Genomic DNA, 18,230 nt, shown 5'->3' with positions numbered 1-18,230 from the left:
TGTGATCAGCCAAGCCTTTCGACATAGACCTTGATGCGCCCGCCGCAGGAAAGGCCCACCTGCCAGGCGGTCTCGTCGGCGACGCCGAACTCCAGCATCCTTGCCTTGCCACTGTCGATAACGTCCATCGCCTCGGTCACCACGGCACCCTCGACACAGCCGCCGGAGACCGAGCCATGGAAATTCCCCTCGGCGTCGATGACCAGATGGCTGCCGACCGACCGAGGCGCCGAACCCCAAGTCTCGACCACGGTCGCGATGGCGACATCCTTGCCGTCCTTCATCCAGCCTTCCGCGATGATCAGGGGATCGCGGGCCTCGTCGAGATAAATGCTCTCATCCATCGTCGCTTCTCGCAAAGTATGTTTTTCAAGGGAAACTTTGGTCGTCCCTACGGTAAACGTTGGTTTCCGCCAAGGAAACATATGGCTATGCGGCACGCCTCCCGCCAGCTTGCTGCCAGCGGCGCGGGTCGACCGAAGCCGCCGGCCGCTGGTCGAGCGAGGCGCAAAGATCGGCCAGCGCGTCGAGATTATGCACCGCCCGGAACTCGTCGACATAGGGCAGCATCGCCTTGACGCCACGGGCGCGCGCCTCGAACCCGTCGAAGCGCAAAAGCGGATTGAGCCAGATCAGCCGCCGGCATGATTTATGCAGCCGCTCCATCTCTTGCGACAGGCCGGTGACGTCGTCGCGCTCCAGCCCGTCGGTGATGAGAAGCACCACGGCGCCCTGCCCCAGCACGCGGCGCGACCACAGCCGGTTGAACTCGGCGAGCGTGTCGCCGATGCGGGTGCCGCCCGACCAGTCCTTCACCGACGCCGAGCATTCGGCGAGCGCCTCGTCGGGATCGCGATGGCGCATCTGGCGGGTCAGGTTGGTCAGCCGCGTGCCGAAGACGAAGGCGTGCACCCGCCGGCGCTTCTCGGTCAGGGCGTGCAGGAAATGGACAAAGATGCGGGTGTATTGGCTCATCGAGCCGGAAATGTCGGCCAGCACCACCAGCGGCGGATGAACTTCGCGCTGCGACCGGAATTTTGGCAGGATAAGCTCGCCGCCGGTGCGCGCGGCCGAGCGCATCATGGCGCGTGGATCGATGCGGCGCCCTTGCGCGTCCGCCCTGAAGCGCCGTGTGCTGACGACATCGAAGGGGAGCCGCAAGGCCGCGATCGCCCTTTTGGCTTCGGCCATCTCCGCCGCATCCATCTGGGCAAAATCCTTGCCCCGCAGCACCTCGTTGCCGGAAAAAGTGAGCCGTGCATCGACCTCGATCACCGGCACTTCGCGCGCAGGCTGGTTCTTCCGATGGCCCTCGAACATCGCCTGGCTGACGCGGTTCTCCGCCGCCCGCGGCTTCTGCTTGTTGCGATCGTCCGGCGCGATCGGCGAGAACATCGCCAGCAGCTTCTCGATCAGCTCGCGCGATTTCCAGAACAGGCGGAAGGCCTCGTCGAAGACAGGATGATCCTCGTGCCGCGAGACCAGCACCGCATGCAGCGTCCAGTAGAAATCGTCGCGCGAGCCGATGCCGGCGGCAAGCACCGCCTCGATGGCCTCCTTCACCGAGGCCGGGCCGACTCGCATGCCGGCCTTGCGCAGCGCCCGTGCGAAATAGACGATGTTGTCGGCGATGCGCCCATCGGCGAGCGCCGCTTTGGGTTCCGGACGCAGCGACGGCATCGCCCCTACTCCGCCGCCGAAAGCTCGGCCTTCACCTCATTGAGGATGCGCCGGCCTTCGCCCTCGCCGATACGGGCGATGTCGTCCTGGTATTTCAAAAGCACGCCGATGGTGTCCGACACGGTCTCCGGATCGAGCGCCACCTTGTCGAGTTCTGTGAGCGCACCGGCCCAGTCGATGGTTTCGGCGACGCCGGGCGCCTTGAACAGCTCCACCTGGCGTAGCTTCTGAATGAAGGACACGACCTCCGCCGACAGCCGGCGGTTCGCCTGCGGCACCTTGCGCCGCACGATCTCCAGCTCGCGCTCGGCATTCGGATAATCGACCCAGTGATAGAGGCAGCGACGCTTCAGCGCGTCGTGGATCTCGCGTGTTCGGTTGGTGGTGATGATGACGATCGGCGGCTCTTCCGCCTTGATCGTGCCAAGTTCAGGAACCGTGACCTGGAAGTCCGACAGGATCTCGAGCAGGAATGCCTCGAACGCTTCGTCCGTGCGATCGAGCTCGTCGATCAGGAACACCGGCGCCGCGCCCGCCTTGCCGGTCAGCGCGTCGAGCACCGGGCGGCGGATCAGGTATTTTTCGGAGAATACGTTGCGCTCCATGTCGGAGCGCACGACCTTGCCCGCCGCCTCTCCCATGCGGATTTCGATCATCTGCGCGGCGTAATTCCACTCATAGACAGCCGAGGAGACGTCGAGCCCTTCATAGCATTGCAGGCGGATCAGCCGACGGCCGAGCGCTCCGGCCAGCACCTTGGCGATCTCGGTCTTGCCGACACCCGCCTCGCCTTCGAGGAACAAGGGCCGCTTCATGCGCAGCGATAAAAACAGCACGGTCGCCAGCGAGCGGTCCGCGACATAGTCCGCACCGGTCAAAAGATCGAGCGTTTCGTCGATCGTTTTCGGCGCGGGGCGCGGCGCGGTCATTTTGTCTCCGTGGATTCCGCCCGCCCGTTTCAAAGAAAATGGTAGCCGCGGTTGTGGTAGATCAGCGGCCGCAAATTATCGCCGATGCGCAGGCCTGTCACCTTGCCAAAAAGCACACGGTGGGTGGCAAGATCCTTGCTATCGATGATCTCGCAGTCGAACACGGCAAGGGCGCCTTTCAGGGTCGGCGCGCCGGTCGAGATCACATCCCACTCGGCCAGCGCGAAGCGCTCCTCCGGCGGCAGGCCGGTGACGCCGGAAAAGCCGACCGAGACGGCTTCCTGATCCGAGGCGAGCGTGTTCAGCGCAAACTTGCCGTTCTTGATGAAAGCTTCGTTCTTGGCGTTCTCGCGGTTGAGGCAGACCAGCAGCGTCGGCGGCGTGTCGGAGACCGAACAGGCGGCGATCACCGTGGCGCCCCGTTTGCCGCCGGGCCCATCCGTCGTCACCACATGCACATGGCCGGCAAAATGCGCCATTGCATCGCGATAATGCTGCGGCCCGATGTCATTGATCTTCAGCACCCGATAGTCCACCTGTCGAAACCAGTTCGTTATATATGGCGGCATATTGCACGCCACAAGTTGCCCGGCATGGGCGAAGTGCTTGACTGCAATCCGCAAATTCGCGTGTTGCGCGCCGCTTAGCCAGCCTTTAGGCATTTCTGGAATAGTGTCGGGACTGTATTCCCGGCATGGAGGATCTCTTAGCCCGAATGCGTCTTCTCACGACGACATCAGCCGTGCTGCTCTGGCTGTCGCTGGCCGCGAGCGCCGACGCCCAGGCGCTGATCGGCGTTGCGGCGCCGCTTTCCGGTCCGTCGGCGATCCTCGGCAAGCAGGTCGAGACCGGCGCGGGCCTGGCGGCGGAGGCAAACGGCATCGCGGTGAAAACCGTCGACGACGCCTGCACCGCCGATGGCGGCGCCGCGGCGGCGAAGGAATTCGTCGAGGCCAAGGTCAATGTCGTGGTGGGCTTTCTCTGCACCGAGGCGATCGAGGCGGCGCTGCCGATCCTGAAGGATGCCAACATCCCGGTCATCACGGTCGGCGTGCGCACCGAAAGTCTGACCGACCGGCGCGCCAAGACCGGCTGGCCGGTCTACCGGCTCGGCCCGCGCGGCGACGATGAGCGCAATGCGGTTGCGGCCAAGCTTATTCAGCTCTGGCGCGATGACCTGTTCGCCATCGTCGATGACGGCACCATCTATGGCCGCGAGCTGGCCGAGACCTTTCGCGCCGCGGCCGGGCAGGCTGCCTTGAAGCCGGTCTTCGCCGACACGTTTCGGCCGCAGCTCGACAACCAGATCGGACTGGTCGGCCGGCTGAAGAAGGCCGGCGCGACCAAGGTATTCGCCGGCGGCGACGGCGACGACATCGCCATCATGGGTCGCGACGCCGCCCAGCTCGATGCCGGCATCACCTTCGCCGGGGGCGAGAACCTGCGCACGCCGCCGGGCGATGTGCCTTATGCCGTCGGCACGCTGATGATCGCCACGCCGGAATGGTCGGAGATTGCCGACCCCAAGATCGTGCAGGCTTTTGGCGCGAAGAACATCGCGCCGGATGGCTACACGCTGCCGGCCTATGCCGCGGTCGAGGTCGCCAAGGCCGCGCTGGCCGGCGCGGAAAGCTCCGGCCAGCCGATCGGCGAAGCGCTGACCGGCCATGATTTTGCGACCGCGATCGGCACTATCCACTTCGACGACAAGGGCGATCTCAGCCAGAACCCGTTTCGCCTCTTCCGCTTCGACGGCGCGCGTTTCGTGCCGCTGGAGGACAAGTGATGTTCCGCACTGGTCCGCGCAATCTGATCACCGACGTTGCCGGCCTTCGCGTCGGCAACACCACCGACCCCAGTCTCAAATCCGGCGTCACGGTGGTGCTGTGCGACGAGCCCGCGGTTGCCGGCGTCCAGGTGCTGGGCGGCGCGCCGGGCACGCGCGAGACCGATCTGCTCGAGCCGCAGAATTCGATCGCGACGATCCATGCCGTCGTTCTGTCGGGCGGCTCCGCCTTCGGCCTTGACGCTGCCTCGGGCGTGCAGGCGGCGCTGCGCGAGAAGAACATCGGCGTCGAGGTTGGCGGCTTCCGCGTGCCGATCGTGCCGGCCGCGATCCTGTTCGACCTGCGCAATGGCGGCGACAAGGATTGGGGCCGTTACCCGCCCTATCGCGAGCTTGGTTACGAGGCAGTGCAGGCGGCAACCGTCGATTTCGCCATCGGCACGACGGGCGCCGGCACCGGCGCCCTGACCTCCGGCCTGAAAGGCGGGCTGGGCTCAGCCTCGACCGTGCTCGACAGCGGCGTCACCATCGGCGCGCTTGCCGCCATCAATCCGACCGGCTCGGTGACGGTCGGCCGTGGGCGCCATTTCTGGGCGGCGCCGTTCGAGATCGGCGACGAGTTCGGCGGTCTGGGCTATCCCGATCCGCTGCCGCAAGACGCGAGGAATATCCTGCTGAAATATCGCGACAGGCGCGTCGGCGGGCATGGCGAAGCCGGCAGCACCACCATTGCCGTCATCGCCACGGATGCCGTCCTGACCAAGGCCGCGGCCAAGCGGCTGGCGATTTCGGCGCATGACGGCTTCGCCCGCGCCATCTGGCCGACGCACACGCCGGCGGACGGCGATCTGGTGTTTGCCCTGGCGACCGGCAGGAGCGGCATCGAGCTCGGTGCAGATGCCGCGGTCGACCTGTTCGCAGCGGCCGGCGCGACCATGGCGCGCGCGATCAGCCGCGGCGTCCATGCAGCGACGCCCGCCGATGGTGATCTGTTCCCGGTCTGGTCGTCGCGCTGATCGGCTAATCAGGTCGGATCGGACTTTTCTTCCTCGAAGGTGACGGCGACATCGGAGTTCGCGGAGAGCCATACCTTCTGCCCATCGATTTCCGCGACCAGGGCGAGCGAAATATAATGGTGATGGCCCTTATGTGAGCCCATGCCGCTGTCGGCCTTGGTCAGCTTGATCCGGTCACCCTCGACCTTGTCGACGGTGCCGATATGAACGCCATCGGCGCCGATCACTTCCATATGTCCGCGTATCTTGCTGATGTCGGTCCTCATGCTGGTTCTCCGCTGGATGGCGATGTGCCCTTTCGGATGCGAGACGGCCGACAATAACAAATGAACGCCGGATTGGATGCATCGCACGGCACGTCTCGTTCACCATGACGTGATAGACATGACGCCCATGAGACAGATGACGAACCGACGGCGCCTTCGGTTTTGCGGCACTTGTCGGGGTCAGCATCTGGTTTGCGCGGCAGCGGCGTTGAGCATTGGGCCTGCCTCTGTTAGGACGCGGCCGACGCTTCTCCCAGGCAGGACTTAGAAAACGGATGATCCCTCGCTATTCCCGGCCGGAAATGGTCGCCATCTGGTCGCCCGAAACCCGCTTCCGCATCTGGTTCGAGATCGAGGCGCATGCCTGCGATGCGCTGGCCGAACTCGGCGTCATTCCGAAGGAAGCGGCGAGGACAATCTGGGAAAAAGGCGGCGCAGCCAAATTCGACGTCGCCAAGATCGACGAGATCGAGCGTGTGACCAAGCATGACGTCATCGCTTTCCTGACCCATCTCGCGGAATTCGTCGGACCGGATGCCCGCTTCATCCACCAGGGCATGACCTCGTCGGACGTGCTCGACACCTGCCTTGCCGTGCAGCTGACGCGCGCCAGCGACATTCTGCTTGCCGATATCGACGCCTTGCTTGCGGCGCTGAAGCGCCGCTCCTTCGAGCACAAGGACACCGTCACCATCGGCCGCAGCCATGGCATCCATGCCGAACCGACCACCTTCGGCGTCAAGCTGGCGCAGGCCTATGCCGAGTTCTCGCGCTGCCGCGAGCGGCTGCTGCACGCGCGCGAAGACATCGCCACCTGCGCCATTTCCGGCGCGGTCGGCACCTTCGCCAACATCGAGCCTTATGTCGAAGAGCATGTGGCGGCAAAGCTCGGCCTGAAGCCGGAGCCGGTGTCGACCCAGGTCATCCCGCGCGACCGGCATGCCATGTTCTTTGCCACGCTCGGCGTGATCGCCTCGTCGGTCGAACGCCTCGCCATCGAGATCCGCCATCTGCAGCGCACCGAAGTGCTGGAAGCGGAAGAATATTTCTCGCCGGGCCAGAAGGGCTCGTCGGCGATGCCGCACAAGCGCAACCCGGTGCTGACCGAAAACCTCACCGGCCTTGCCCGCATGGTGCGCGCCTACGTCATGCCGGCAATGGAGGATGTGGCGCTCTGGCATGAGCGCGACATTTCGCACTCCTCGGTCGAGCGCATGATCGGGCCGGACGCGACGGTGACGCTGGATTTCGCGCTGGCGCGCCTGACCGGCGTCGTCGACAAGCTGCTGGTCTACCCCGAGAACATGGAGAAGAACCTCAACAAGTTCCGCGGCCTGGTCCATTCGCAGCGTGTGCTGCTGGCACTGACGCAGGCCGGCCTGTCACGTGAGGACGCCTATCGGCTGGTGCAGCGCAACGCCATGAAAGTCTGGGAACACGGCGCCGATTTTCTCGAGGAACTGCTTGCCGACAAAGACGTGACGGCAGCGCTGCCCGAAGCCGATATCCGCGAGAAATTCGACCTCGGTTATCATACGAAGCATGTCGACACGATCTTCAAGCGGGTGTTTGGGGAGGCTTGAGGCCCAACAAAGGCGCGCGCTGGCGCCCAGCTGGAACACCCCTCATCCGTCTTGTCGCTCCGCGACAAGCCACCTTCTCCCACAACAAGGGGAGCGGGAATTTGGCGCCCGCGCCTCAGCTAATCACCGATGCCGCGATTGGCAGTGGCGCCGGCGCGGTCTTCCCTTCTCCCCCTTGTGGGAGAAGGTGGATCGGCGCGCTAGCGCCGAGACGGATGAGGGGTGCTCCAGCTTGACGCAGCCGTCGCTCAAGCCTTCCCTGGCACGGTCCTGATCACCGTGCCCCACGGGTCCTCTCTGCTCGTCTCTGCCTTGACATTGTCCGAGCGCATCTCGACCCAGGCGAGGCCCGAACGGGACGGATCGCGGCGGCCGGCGCCGGCGCTCTGCCAGGCATTGGCGCCGATATGGTGGTGGTAATGGCCGGACGACAGGAACACTGCCTGGCCGCCATATTTGGCGACGGTGTCGAAGCCGAACTGGTCATGCCACCAGGCCTCCGCGTCCTCCGGCCGGCCGACACGCAAATGCACATGGCCGACAATGGTGTTTTCCGGCGCGCCCTGCCAGCCGGCATCGCCCGCCGGCACGCTTCTCACCACCGCCGGCAGGTTTAGCCGCTCGGTCGCCATGGCGATCTTGTCGCCATTCCATTTCCAGTCCTGCGGGGGGCGGTCGGCATAGATTTCAATGCCGTTGCCCTCCGGGTCGGTGAGATAGAGCGCCTCGCTGACCAGATGGTCGGAAGCGCCCTCGATACTGATGCGATTGGCGGCGGCGTGGCTGATCCAGCGGCCAAGGTCGGCGCGCGACGGCAAGAGAAAAGCGGTGTGGAAAAGCCCGGCGCTGCGCGGGTCCTCCGGCTTGGCCGAAGAATCCTGTTCAAGCACGAGCAGCGGCCGGTTGGCGGCGCCAAGCGTGATCGCGCCGTCGGCGCGGCTCAATTCCTGCAGGCCGACGACGGCGCGATAATAGGCCGCCAGGCTTTCGGCATCGCGCGCCTTAAGCCCGACACGCGACACGCTGACCGGGGTGGTCGCGGCAAAAGGCAGTTCGCTCATCAAACTCTCCATTCGGCGACGCTTCCCAATATGGGACTTTCCAGGCCGCAGCTCTTGCTCCTTCTCCAAATCGTCGATCGCGATCGTTCACACAAGGCGGCAGTTGTCGAACAAGTTGTTCACAATGGTGATCACACCGATATTGGCGACAGGGTTGCGGGCAAGAAGGCCGCTCGCTACATCGGCGCCATGAAAGTCAAAGACGCAGATATTCTGATCGTGCCGGGCTACACCAATTCCGGCCCAGAGCACTGGCAAACCCGTTGGCAGTCGAAACTGTCGACGGCGCGCCGGGTCGAGCAGGCGGAATGGACCAAGCCCGTCCGCGAGGACTGGACGGCGAGCGTGGCCAACGCCGTCAACGAGGCGGAGCGGCCTGTGGTTTTCGTTGCGCACTCGCTTGGCGTCGCGGCGGCGGTGCAGGCCATCCCGCAATTCAGGAAGCCGGTCGCGGGCGCCTTTTTCGTGGCGCCGCCGGACGTCTCCAATCCGGAAATCAGGCCAAGGCATCTGATGACCTTCGGCCCTTATTCGCGCGAACCCCTACCCTTCCCGTCCATCGTGATCGCAAGCCGCAACGATCCGTTCTGCGCCTTCGCGGTCGCCGAGGATATTGCCGCCGCCTGGGGATCGCTCTTCATCGATGCCGGCGAGGCCGGCCATCTCAACCACGACGCCGGCTTCGGCCCGTGGCCGGAGGGTTCGATGACTTTCGCCAAATTCCTGACGGAGTTGAAGGAGCCGTAACGCCGGCGTCAGGAACCGATCGAATCCCGCATGCTCTTCAGCAGCGTCTTTGCGCCGAGCGAGATCAGCGTGTGATCCGAGCCCATGGCGAGCAGCCGGAAGCCCATCGACACGACGCGCCCGGCGATCGCCGGTTCGATGACATAGATCGCCGCATGCTTGCCGGCCTTGCGCGTCCGCTCGGCGATCGACGCAACCGTTTCCATCATGCTTTCCAGCGTCGAGCTGACAGTGGCGCCGTTCGACCACGCGATCGAGAAATCGGACGGGCCGACGAAGATGCCGTCGATGCCGGGCGTATCCAAAATACCGTCCAGCGCCTTGAGGGCCGCCCGCGTCTCGACCATGGCGAAAGCCATGGTGCGCTGGTTCGTATCGCGCAGCCATTCGGCATGGTCGCCCTTGCCGTGACGCGGGAAGGCATAGGTTGGGCCCCAGGAGCGCTCGCCCAGCGGCGGATATTTCATCGAGGCGGCGAACTGCCTTGCATCGGCCACGGAATTCACCATCGGCGCGATCACCGCCTCGGCGCCGAAATCGAGCGCGCGGCTCGCCATGTCGAAGCGCCCGACCGGAATGCGCACCAGCGCCGGCTTGTTGGCCGCCAGCACCGGCACCAGGCCGCGCAGCACGCTGTCTTCGTGGTGTCCGCCATGCTGCATGTCCAGGGTGACCGCATCGAAACCCTGTTTGGCGATGATCTCGACCGTCAGCGCGTCCGGCACGCCCGACCATGCGGTGAAAAGCGTTTCGTCGGCGGCCAGGCGGGATTTGAGGGACATCGGAACTTTCCTTGCTAACAATCCGCAGTTTGGCCGGAAACGATGTGAAGGCAAAGAAAAACCGCCCGGTTTAGCCGGGCGGTCGATTGGTCCAGTCAGAGCAATTCCCGGAAAAGTATGGAACGGTTTTCCGCCCGGAATTGCGTAAAAACAAAGGGATAAAGCACGATGCCGAAAAGCGTGAAGCGGTTTTCGGGAGGCATCATGCCCATACAGGCTCAGCTGTTCTTGATCTGCTCGATCGCCTGCGCCATCAACTCGTCCATGGTGCGGCGAATCTGGTGATCGGACTGGTTGACGCCGGCGGCGTCGAAATCCTTGCGGATCTTGCGGAAGACGTCGTGATCGCCTGCTTCCTCGATATCGGACACCACCACTTCCTTGGCATAGGCTTCGGCATCGGCGCCGGATTTGCCGAGCTTCTCGGCGGCCCAGAGGCCAAGCGCCTTGTTGCGGCGCGCCGAGGCCTTGAAGCGAAGTTCCTCGTCGAAGGCGAATTTGCGCTCAAAACCCTCTTCGCGGTCTTTCATGCTGCTCATTACGTCCCTCCGATCAATCCGATTCGCTTGGCGGTGAATATGTGTGATGGGCAAGCACAAACCAAAAGGCCGCGAGCCGGTCAATATGCTTCGTCGCATGCTGCGCTGCGGCATTTCGGTCCCGAAAGCGGTTGATTCGCGGGATTTGCGGATTGAGCAAACAAGGCGATTGCGATAACACCGGCATTGAACGCCGCCTTCGCCCTACTAATTTAGGCAGACGGGCAGGAACCGGTCACTTGCCGCCTGCCCGCAGATCCAGAGAAAAAATCAAATGAAAAATCGCCGCCGCATTTATGAAGGCAAGGCCAAGATCCTCTATGAGGGGCCTGAGCCGGGGACGCTGATCCAGTTTTTCAAGGACGATGCCACGGCCTTCAATAAGAAGAAGCACGAAGTGGTCGATGGCAAGGGCGTGCTCAACAACCGCATTTCCGAGCACATTTTCAACCACTTGAACCGCATGGGCATCCCGACCCATTTCATCCGCCGGCTGAACATGCGCGAGCAGCTGATCAAGGAAGTCGAGATCATTCCGCTCGAGGTCGTCGTGCGCAATGTCGCCGCCGGCTCGCTGTCCAAGCGCCTCGGCATCGAGGAAGGCACGGTGCTGCCGCGCTCGATCATCGAATTCTACTACAAGGCCGACGCGCTCGACGATCCGATGGTGTCTGAAGAGCACATCACCGCCTTCGGCTGGGCCAGCCCGCAGGAAATCGACGACATCATGGCCCTGGCCATCCGCGTCAACGACTTCCTGTCCGGCCTGTTCCTCGGCGTCGGCATCCAGCTGGTCGACTTCAAGATCGAATGCGGCCGCCTGTTCGAGGGCGACATGATGCGCATCGTCGTCGCCGACGAGATCTCGCCGGATTCCTGCCGGCTGTGGGACGTCGCCACCCAGGACAAGCTCGACAAGGACCGTTTCCGCCGCGACATGGGCGGCCTTGTCGAAGCCTATCAGGAAGTTGCCCGCCGTCTCGGCATCATCAACGAGAACGAGCCGCCGCGCCCCACAGGTCCGGTACTCGTCGCCTCTTCCGAGGCGCCCAAGGGCCTGAAGCACTAATTACTGACGGGCCTGCTCAGGCAGGCCCTTTTTCCTAAAACGACCGTCTGCCCAGGAGTATCGATGAAAGCCCGTATCACCGTGACCCTCAAGAACGGCGTCCTCGACCCGCAGGGCAAGGCGATCGAGCACGCGCTCTCCGGGCTGGGCTTCGATGGCGTCGGCCAGGTGCGGCAGGGCAAGGTGTTCGACATCGAGCTCGCCGAAACCGACAAGGCCAAGGCCGAAGCCGATCTCAAGGCCATGTGCGACAAGCTTCTGGCGAACACGGTGATTGAAAATTACGCGGTGGAGATAGCCTGACAATGAAATCAGCCGTCGTCCTCCTGCCTGGCCTCAACCGCGACCGCGACATGATCGCGGCGCTGACCAAGATTTCCGGCCAGGCGCCGGCGACCGTCTGGCAGACCGACACTGAAATCCCCGATGTCGATCTGATCGCCATCCCCGGCGGCTTCTCCTTCGGCGACTATCTGCGCTGCGGCGCCATAGCGGCACGCATGCCGGTGATGCGGGCGGTTGCCGAAAAGGCAGCCAAGGGCGTGACCGTCATCGGCGTCTGCAACGGTTTTCAGATCCTGGTCGAGGCGGGGCTGCTCCCTGGCGTCCTGATGCGCAATGCCTCGCTGAAATTCGTCTGCCGGCAGGTGAAGCTTGAGATCGCCAACGCCAACACCATGTTCACCCGCCGCTACCAGCCGGGACAGATCATCCGCTCGCCCGTGGCGCATCATGACGGCAATTATTTCGCCGATGCCGAGACGCTTGCCCGGATAGAAGGCGAAGGCCAGGTGGTGTTCCGCTATGCAGACGGCACCAATCCCAACGGCTCGATCAACGACATTGCCGGTATCGTCAACGATAAAGGCAATGTGCTCGGCCTGATGCCGCATCCCGAAAACCTGATCGAAGCGGCGCATGGCGGCAATGATGGCCGGGCGCTGTTCGAGAGCGCGCTCGGCGTCGCGGCTTGATCCTTTAACATCCTATCGGAACGCGGGGGCGGACTGACCATGAGACTGACGATCGCTCGCCTTGCTCTCCTGGCCGCGGCCGGGCTCGCCTTGGTTTCCTGCCAATCCAGCCCCAAGACCACGCCGGTGCCCTCGGGTAAGAGCGCCTCGCTGCTTGCGATGGAACAGGTTGCCATCTCAGCGCACAAGTGCTGGATCGCCAGCAAGGACCCGGCCTTCAAGTCCTACCAGATGGCCAATGAGCTCAATTCCTACAGCGGCACGCCGCGTTTCCTGCTGGTACCCGCCAAGCATTATGGCGGCAAGCCGCTGCTGGTGGTGCAGGCGCAGGGCAATTCCAGCCGCGTCGACGCCTTTGGCCCGCTGATGAATGAGCCGCTCGGCGCGCGCATCAGTTCCGATATCGCCCGCTGGCAGGCCGGCAATCCGTCCTGCGCGGCTGCCGCCTGAAAATTGTCATGGCCCGGTTCCTGCAGACCGCGGGACTGGCTGTCGGGCTGATTGCGCTTGTCCTGCAATTCGCCATCACCATACCGGCGTCGATGGCGGCGGGACGCAGCCTGCTCGGCTCGATCGTCTTCTATTTCAGCTTCTTCACCATCCTCACCAACACCGCGGCGGTGATGGTGCATGCTTCATTGCTGTCACCCACCGGCTATGCCTGGTTTCCGGCCTTTGCCGGACAGCGAATGCGCGCCGGCGTCGCGGTCGCCATGACGCTGGTCTTCATCGTCTATGCGACCGTGCTGGCAGGGCTTTGGCAACCGCAGGGCCTGTTCCTGCTTTGCGACATCCTGCTCCACTACGTCACGCCATTCATCTTCGTCGCGTGGTGGCTCACCGCAGGCGCCGACGGCAGCACGCGCTGGCGCGATATCTCCTGGTGGATGATCTATCCGCTGGCGTATCTCGCCTACGCGCTGATACGCGCGCGCTTCGCCGGCGAAGTGCCCTATCCGTTCCTTGATGTCGCCAAGGACGGCGCGGCCAGCGTCGCCGTTTCGGCCCTGGGCGTCACAGCCCTGTTCATCGGATTGGCCGTGCTTGCGGTGCTTGTCGATCATGGCATCGGCCGGTTGCGGGCAAAGCCCGCAACCCGCGTCTAATCGAGCCGCCGATAGGCATCACTCCCAGAACCCCTTGATGCTTTCGCGATGGGCGTCGCAGCGCGAGATACCGATATCCTTCAACTGATCGTCCGTCATCTCCATGAGCGCGAGACGGCCGCGCCGGCGCTCCAGCATGCGGTCGATCTGCCTGGCGATGGAACGGAGCACAACCGCGATGCGGCCGACGAAGCTGCGATTGGCCATGGGCTCGGCCTGCGCGCCAAAAGCCAGGCGAGTATAGCGAATTGTCTCGATTGTATCCATTGTCATTCTGCCTTGTTCCGATTGTACCTTATCAATCGCGAGATCGATATGAATTGACTCATCGCGCGGTGCAATATAGAAAATTGTCACCATGACAAACTGGCTCCCCGATCTTTCCTCCGGCTCTGGTCCGCTCTACCAGCGTCTTGCTGACAGCATTGAGTCAGATATCGACAAGGGCGTCATCGACGCCGGTGCAAAACTGCCCCCGCAGCGCGACCTCGCCTATGACATCGGCACGACCGTCGGCACCATCGGCAGGGCTTATCAGCTGCTGCGCGAGCGCGGTCTGGTGAGCGGCGAAGTCGGCCGCGGCACCTATGTGCTCGGCCAGCGCACCGCAGACCCGAAACCGGATTTGGAACTTGCTATCCAGGGCACGCGCCCCATCGACGCACCAAGCGGCAAGCTGCGCTTCGACAGCACCGCCGCGCCCGATGTCGGCCAGGGCGCGGTGATCGTCGACATGCTGGCACGCACCGCGCAGGAGCATCCGCACGACATTTCGAGCTATACGCGGGATTTTCCCGAACGCTGGTACGAAGCCGGAAGCCGCTGGCTGGCACGCAATGCCTTCCGCCCCTCGCTCGATTCGATCGTGCCGACGCTGGGCACCCATGCCGCGGTCATGGCGGCGATCGCAGCGCTGACCATGCCCGGCGACTACGTGGTCTTCGAGCATCTCACCTATTCGCAGATCGCGCGCAGCGCCGGGCTGATCGGCCGCCGCACGGCGCTGGTTTCGACTGACGAGGATGGCATCGACCCGGACGATTTCGAGCGCGTCTGCGCGCAGAAACATCCAAAGCTGATGTTCCTGATGCCGACCGCTAAGAACCCGACGCTTGTGACGCTGTCGGCGGAGCGGCGGCAGGCGATCGCCAGGATCGCGCGCGAGTACAATGTTGCGCTGATCGAGGACGATCTTTACGGCGAACTCACCGACGACCCGACACCGCTGCTGGCCGAATATGCGCCCGAGCGCACGATCGTCGCCGGCGGCCTGTCGAAGTCGGTCGCGGCGGGCGTGCGCGGCGGGTGGCTTTCCTGCCCGCCGGCCTACCGCCACCGCATCCGTGTCGCGCACAAGATGATGACCGGCGGCCTGCCCTTCCTGCTGGCCGAGGTCGGCACGCGGCTGGTGATGTCGGGGCAGGCGGGCGAGATCCGCAAGCGCTGCATTGGCGAAATCCAGGCGCGCCTCGCCATCGTGCGCGACGTGCTGGCGGGCTTTGATTTCAAGGCGCGGGACAACGTGCCCTTCGTCTGGCTGACCCTGCCGGACCCGTGGCTATCCGGCACCTTCAAGAACGCCTGCCTGGCGCAAGGCGTGCTCATCGACGACGAGGACGAGTTCAAGGCCGGCCGCTCCGAGCAGGTCTTTCACGGCGTGCGCTTTGGCGTGTCGCAGCCGCGGCAAAGCACGGATGTCGCCGGCGGCGTCGCCGTCATCCGCCGCCTGCTCGACGAAGGCCGCGCCGGCTACGACAGTTTTTCCTGATCAAGCTGGCGAGCTCTAGGCCCCGACCTCCGCCGGCAGGGGCAGTTTCCGGCTTTTTTCGTCATCCGATGGGGTGTATCACGCAAAAGCTTGCGATAAGAGGAGACTCAAAGAAACTCCCCTCTCCCACGGACAAAAATCGCCGCTCATGACCATTCCGAATTCCGTGCCGATCACTCCCGAGCTCGTCGCCGCGCATGGGCTGAAGCCCGACGAATACCAGCGCATCCTCGATCTGGTCGGGCGCGAGCCAAGCTTCACCGAGCTCGGCATCTTCTCGGCGATGTGGAACGAGCACTGCTCCTACAAATCCTCCAAGAAATGGCTGCGCACGCTGCCGACCAGCGGTCCGCAGGTCATCCAGGGTCCAGGCGAGAATGCCGGCGTGGTCGACATCGGCGACGGCGACTGTGTCGTCTTCAAGATGGAAAGCCACAATCACCCGTCCTACATCGAACCTTATCAGGGTGCGGCGACCGGCGTCGGCGGCATCCTGCGCGACGTCTTCACCATGGGCGCGCGGCCTGTAGCGGCGATGAACGCGCTGCGCTTCGGCGCGCCGGATCATCCCAAGACCCGGCACCTTGTCGCGGGCGTGGTTTCGGGCGTTGGCGGCTACGGCAATTCCTTCGGCGTGCCGACCGTTGGCGGCGAGGTCAATTTCGATGCGCGCTACAACGGCAACATTCTGGTCAACGCCTTCGCGGCGGGTCTTGCCAAAACCGACGCCATCTTCCTGTCCCAGGCCAAGGGGGTCGGCCTGCCAGTGGTCTATCTCGGCGCCAAGACCGGGCGCGACGGCGTCGGCGGCGCCACCATGGCCTCGGCCGAATTCGACGACAAGATCGAGGAGAAGCGCCCGACCGTGCAGGTCGGCGATCCCTTCACCGAAAAATGCCTGCTGGAGGCCTGCCTCGAGCTGATGGCGTCGGGCGCCGTCATCGCCATCCAGGACATGGGGGCGGCCGGCCTGACCTGCTCTGCCGTCGAGATGGGCGCCAAGGGCGACCTCGGTATCGAGCTCGATCTCGACAAGGTGCCGGTGCGCGAGGAGCGCATGAGCGCCTATGAGATGATGCTGTCGGAAAGCCAGGAGCGCATGCTGATGGTGCTGCGCCCGGAAAAGGAAGAGGAGGCCGAGGCGATCTTCCGCAAATGGGGGCTCGACTTCGCCATCGTCGGCAAGACCACCGACGACCTGCGCTTCCGCGTCATCCATCAGGGTGACGAGGTCGCCAATTTGCCGATCAAGGAACTGGGCGACCAGGCGCCGGAATATGACCGCCCTTGGGTCGAGGCGAAGAAGCCAGCGCCGCTTGCCGCAAACGACGCGCCGAAGGCCGATGTCGCCGACGCGCTGCTGAAAATGCTTGGCGGACCGGACCTCTCCTCGCGCCGCTGGGTGTGGGAGCAGTACGACACGCTGATCCAGGGCAATTCGCTGCAGCTTCCCGGCGGCGATGCCGGCGTGGTGCGCGTCGAAGGCCACCCTACCAAGGCGCTCGCCTTCTCCTCCGACGTCACGCCGCGCTACTGCGAGGCCGATCCCTACGAAGGCGGCAAGCAGGCCGTCGCCGAATGCTGGCGCAACCTGACGGCAACGGGCGCCCTGCCGCTTGCTGCCACCGACAACCTCAATTTCGGGAATCCGGAGCGGCCCGAGATCATGGGCCAGCTCGTGGGCGCCATCAAAGGCATCGGCGATGCCTGCCGCGCGCTCGGCTTCCCGATCGTCTCCGGCAATGTCTCGCTCTACAATGAAACCAATGGCCGCGGCATCCTGCCGACGCCGACCATCGGCGGCGTCGGCCTGATCGCCGACTGGTCGAAGATGGCGCGCATTGGCTTTGCCGCCGAGGGCCAGATGATCGTGCTGGTCGGCGCGCCGCCGAGTTGGGGAAGCCATCTCGGCCAGTCCGTCTATATGCGCGACATCCATGGCCGAGCCGACGGACCGCCGCCGCCGGTCGACCTCGCGCATGAGAAGCGCGTCGGCGACCATGTGCGCTCGCTGATTGCTTCCGGCATCGTGACCGCCGCGCATGATGTCTCGGACGGCGGCCTAGCGATAGCGCTAGCCGAGATGGCGATGGCCTCCGGCATCGGCGCCACCATCCCGGGCCTCACCGGCACCGACCCGATTCCGGTCTGGTTCGGCGAGGACCAGGGCCGCTATCTGCTGACGCTGTCGATCGACCCGCAAAGCGGCGAATGGGACAGGATCCGCGAGGAGCAGGGCAAGCTCGGCGTCTTCGCGCCTTGGATCGGCACCACCGGCGGGCATGAATTGAAACTGGGTGACGCACGACCGATCCCGGTCAGTGAATTGACCACCGCCCATGAGGGCTGGTTCCCGCGCTTCATGGATCAGGCCAGTTGACGAGGCTGACCGCCAGGGCGCTGGTTGCAGTCGTTTTCTGGCCGTCTTTGTTTTTCTTCTGGTTTCTCGGGCCGTTCGTGCTTTTCCTGCTGTCGACGACCTCGAGCGAGGTCTGCCCGCGGCTGGAAACCCGCGCCGAGTTCCTGGCGGCGGCGAACGGCACGCTGCCGATGCTTATCATGCAGACCCTGATCTACGCGGTTCCGGTCGTCTGCCTCGTGCTGTGGAACAGGCTTTCTCCTGAGCCGGCGCAGGCAAGGCATATCGCGATCTGCATCAAGCTCTTCGCCGTCGCAGCGGTGATCGGGGCGGTTTGGGACTATGGCTCGTCCTTGATCTGCGACGGCTACGGCCAGGCCTTCTTCTCAACCGCATGGCGGATGACGAGCTATCTTCCCATCTTCAGCCTGTTGGTCAACATCCCGCTCTACGTGCTGGTCTTCAGCCTCGGCCGCGCTTATTCGACGCGCGATGACGTCACCGAAGACGGCGTGATTCATCCGAGCCGGGACAATTCCTAGGCTTCATCATCCGACGGAACGGC

At 64.1% G+C, this 18,230-nt stretch carries 21 protein-coding genes; 12 read left to right on the top strand and 9 right to left on the bottom strand.

Annotated features, from left to right (window positions below; translation table 11 throughout):
• Positions 1-5: 5 nt before the first annotated feature.
• The 4 genes from LB528_RS01425 to LB528_RS01410 all read right to left on the bottom strand — a co-directional run bounded on the left by LB528_RS01425 (position 6) and on the right by LB528_RS01410 (position 3,133).
• Positions 6-344: an XdhC family protein gene (locus tag LB528_RS01425; protein WP_224713577.1), complete on the bottom strand. Its 339-nt coding sequence runs from the start codon at positions 342-344 to the stop codon at positions 6-8.
• 85 nt (positions 345-429) lie between these two features.
• Positions 430-1,680, bottom strand: a complete 1,251-nt coding sequence (locus tag LB528_RS01420) for a vWA domain-containing protein (protein WP_224713576.1) — start codon at positions 1,678-1,680, stop codon at positions 430-432.
• Between the two features lie 5 nt (positions 1,681-1,685).
• Entirely contained in the window at positions 1,686-2,609 is a 924-nt protein-coding gene (locus LB528_RS01415; RefSeq protein WP_224512108.1) for an AAA family ATPase, read from the bottom strand.
• Between the two features lie 29 nt (positions 2,610-2,638).
• Complete coding sequence (locus LB528_RS01410) at positions 2,639-3,133, bottom strand: flavin reductase (protein ID WP_224713575.1); 495 nt, start codon at positions 3,131-3,133, stop codon at positions 2,639-2,641.
• Between the two features lie 191 nt (positions 3,134-3,324).
• On the opposite strand from LB528_RS01410, the gene LB528_RS01405 reads away from it, so the two are divergent.
• Both LB528_RS01405 and LB528_RS01400 read left to right on the top strand, forming a co-directional pair.
• Entirely contained in the window at positions 3,325-4,395 is a 1,071-nt protein-coding gene (locus LB528_RS01405; RefSeq protein ID WP_224713574.1) for a branched-chain amino acid ABC transporter substrate-binding protein, read from the top strand.
• The gene (locus LB528_RS01400) at positions 4,395-5,411 is read left to right on the top strand and encodes a P1 family peptidase (RefSeq protein WP_224713573.1); all 1,017 of its coding nucleotides are present in this window, start codon (positions 4,395-4,397) and stop codon (positions 5,409-5,411) included. Before LB528_RS01405 ends, LB528_RS01400 begins: the two co-directional genes overlap by 1 nt.
• 8 nt (positions 5,412-5,419) lie before the next feature.
• On the opposite strand, the gene LB528_RS01395 is transcribed toward LB528_RS01400, so the two are convergent.
• Positions 5,420-5,677 (bottom strand): DUF2171 domain-containing protein, encoded by a 258-nt coding sequence (locus tag LB528_RS01395; RefSeq protein ID WP_224713572.1) that lies wholly within the window; start codon positions 5,675-5,677, stop codon positions 5,420-5,422.
• A gap of 275 nt (positions 5,678-5,952) precedes the next feature.
• Between LB528_RS01395 and purB the strand changes: the two genes are divergently transcribed.
• Positions 5,953-7,260: an adenylosuccinate lyase gene (purB, locus tag LB528_RS01390; protein WP_224713571.1), complete on the top strand. Its 1,308-nt coding sequence runs from the start codon at positions 5,953-5,955 to the stop codon at positions 7,258-7,260.
• 248 nt (positions 7,261-7,508) lie between these two features.
• On the opposite strand, the gene LB528_RS01385 is transcribed toward purB, so the two are convergent.
• A complete protein-coding gene (locus LB528_RS01385; protein ID WP_224713570.1) occupies positions 7,509-8,321 on the bottom strand; it encodes a VOC family protein in 813 nt (270 codons plus the stop codon).
• 189 nt (positions 8,322-8,510) lie between these two features.
• Here LB528_RS01385 and LB528_RS01380 point away from each other — a divergent pair, with 189 nt between their 5' ends.
• Entirely contained in the window at positions 8,511-9,068 is a 558-nt protein-coding gene (locus tag LB528_RS01380; RefSeq protein ID WP_224512121.1) for an RBBP9/YdeN family alpha/beta hydrolase, read from the top strand.
• A gap of 8 nt (positions 9,069-9,076) precedes the next feature.
• Here the strand turns inward: LB528_RS01380 and LB528_RS01375 are convergent, their stop codons facing one another.
• Together LB528_RS01375 and LB528_RS01370 are read right to left on the bottom strand one after the other, a co-directional pair.
• A complete protein-coding gene (locus tag LB528_RS01375; RefSeq protein ID WP_224713569.1) occupies positions 9,077-9,850 on the bottom strand; it encodes an HpcH/HpaI aldolase family protein in 774 nt (257 codons plus the stop codon).
• Between the two features lie 218 nt (positions 9,851-10,068).
• Positions 10,069-10,389, bottom strand: a complete 321-nt coding sequence (locus LB528_RS01370; RefSeq protein ID WP_217577192.1) for a DUF1476 domain-containing protein — start codon at positions 10,387-10,389, stop codon at positions 10,069-10,071.
• Positions 10,390-10,663: 274 nt separating this feature from the next.
• Between LB528_RS01370 and purC the strand changes: the two genes are divergently transcribed.
• The 5 genes from purC to LB528_RS01345 all read left to right on the top strand — a co-directional run bounded on the left by purC (position 10,664) and on the right by LB528_RS01345 (position 13,538).
• Entirely contained in the window at positions 10,664-11,458 is a 795-nt protein-coding gene (purC, locus tag LB528_RS01365) for a phosphoribosylaminoimidazolesuccinocarboxamide synthase (protein ID WP_040995384.1), read from the top strand.
• A gap of 63 nt (positions 11,459-11,521) precedes the next feature.
• The gene (gene purS, locus LB528_RS01360) at positions 11,522-11,761 is read left to right on the top strand and encodes a phosphoribosylformylglycinamidine synthase subunit PurS (RefSeq protein WP_224512124.1); all 240 of its coding nucleotides are present in this window, start codon (positions 11,522-11,524) and stop codon (positions 11,759-11,761) included.
• Positions 11,762-11,763: 2 nt separating this feature from the next.
• Positions 11,764-12,432, top strand: coding sequence for a phosphoribosylformylglycinamidine synthase subunit PurQ (purQ, locus tag LB528_RS01355; RefSeq protein ID WP_224512125.1), 669 nt, complete (start codon positions 11,764-11,766; stop codon positions 12,430-12,432).
• A 39-nt stretch (positions 12,433-12,471) separates the two neighbouring features.
• Positions 12,472-12,882: a hypothetical protein gene (locus tag LB528_RS01350; RefSeq protein ID WP_224512126.1), complete on the top strand. Its 411-nt coding sequence runs from the start codon at positions 12,472-12,474 to the stop codon at positions 12,880-12,882.
• Positions 12,883-12,890: 8 nt separating this feature from the next.
• Positions 12,891-13,538, top strand: a complete 648-nt coding sequence (locus LB528_RS01345) for a Pr6Pr family membrane protein (protein WP_224713568.1) — start codon at positions 12,891-12,893, stop codon at positions 13,536-13,538.
• Between the two features lie 18 nt (positions 13,539-13,556).
• Here LB528_RS01345 and LB528_RS01340 read toward each other — a convergent pair whose 3' ends face one another.
• Complete coding sequence (locus tag LB528_RS01340) at positions 13,557-13,898, bottom strand: DUF1127 domain-containing protein (RefSeq protein ID WP_318012256.1); 342 nt, start codon at positions 13,896-13,898, stop codon at positions 13,557-13,559.
• Between LB528_RS01340 and LB528_RS01335 the strand changes: the two genes are divergently transcribed.
• The 3 genes from LB528_RS01335 (at position 13,897) to LB528_RS01325 (ending at position 18,207) form a co-directional block, all read left to right on the top strand.
• Positions 13,897-15,306, top strand: coding sequence for a PLP-dependent aminotransferase family protein (locus LB528_RS01335; RefSeq protein ID WP_224713567.1), 1,410 nt, complete (start codon positions 13,897-13,899; stop codon positions 15,304-15,306). The two genes, LB528_RS01340 and LB528_RS01335, sit on opposite strands and share 2 nt — an antisense overlap.
• A gap of 148 nt (positions 15,307-15,454) precedes the next feature.
• Positions 15,455-17,686 carry a phosphoribosylformylglycinamidine synthase subunit PurL gene (gene purL, locus LB528_RS01330; protein WP_224713566.1) on the top strand — a complete coding sequence of 744 codons (2,232 nt, stop codon included), beginning with the start codon at positions 15,455-15,457 and terminating at the stop codon, positions 17,684-17,686.
• Positions 17,683-18,207, top strand: a complete 525-nt coding sequence (locus LB528_RS01325; protein ID WP_224713565.1) for a hypothetical protein — start codon at positions 17,683-17,685, stop codon at positions 18,205-18,207. Before purL ends, LB528_RS01325 begins: the two co-directional genes overlap by 4 nt.
• The last annotated feature ends 23 nt before the right edge of the window (positions 18,208-18,230 follow it).

It is taken from the genome of Mesorhizobium sp. CA4 (genome assembly GCF_020165075.1).
GTDB lineage: Bacteria > Pseudomonadota > Alphaproteobacteria > Rhizobiales > Rhizobiaceae > Mesorhizobium.
This window is presented reverse-complemented; position numbering and strand designations above follow the sequence as displayed.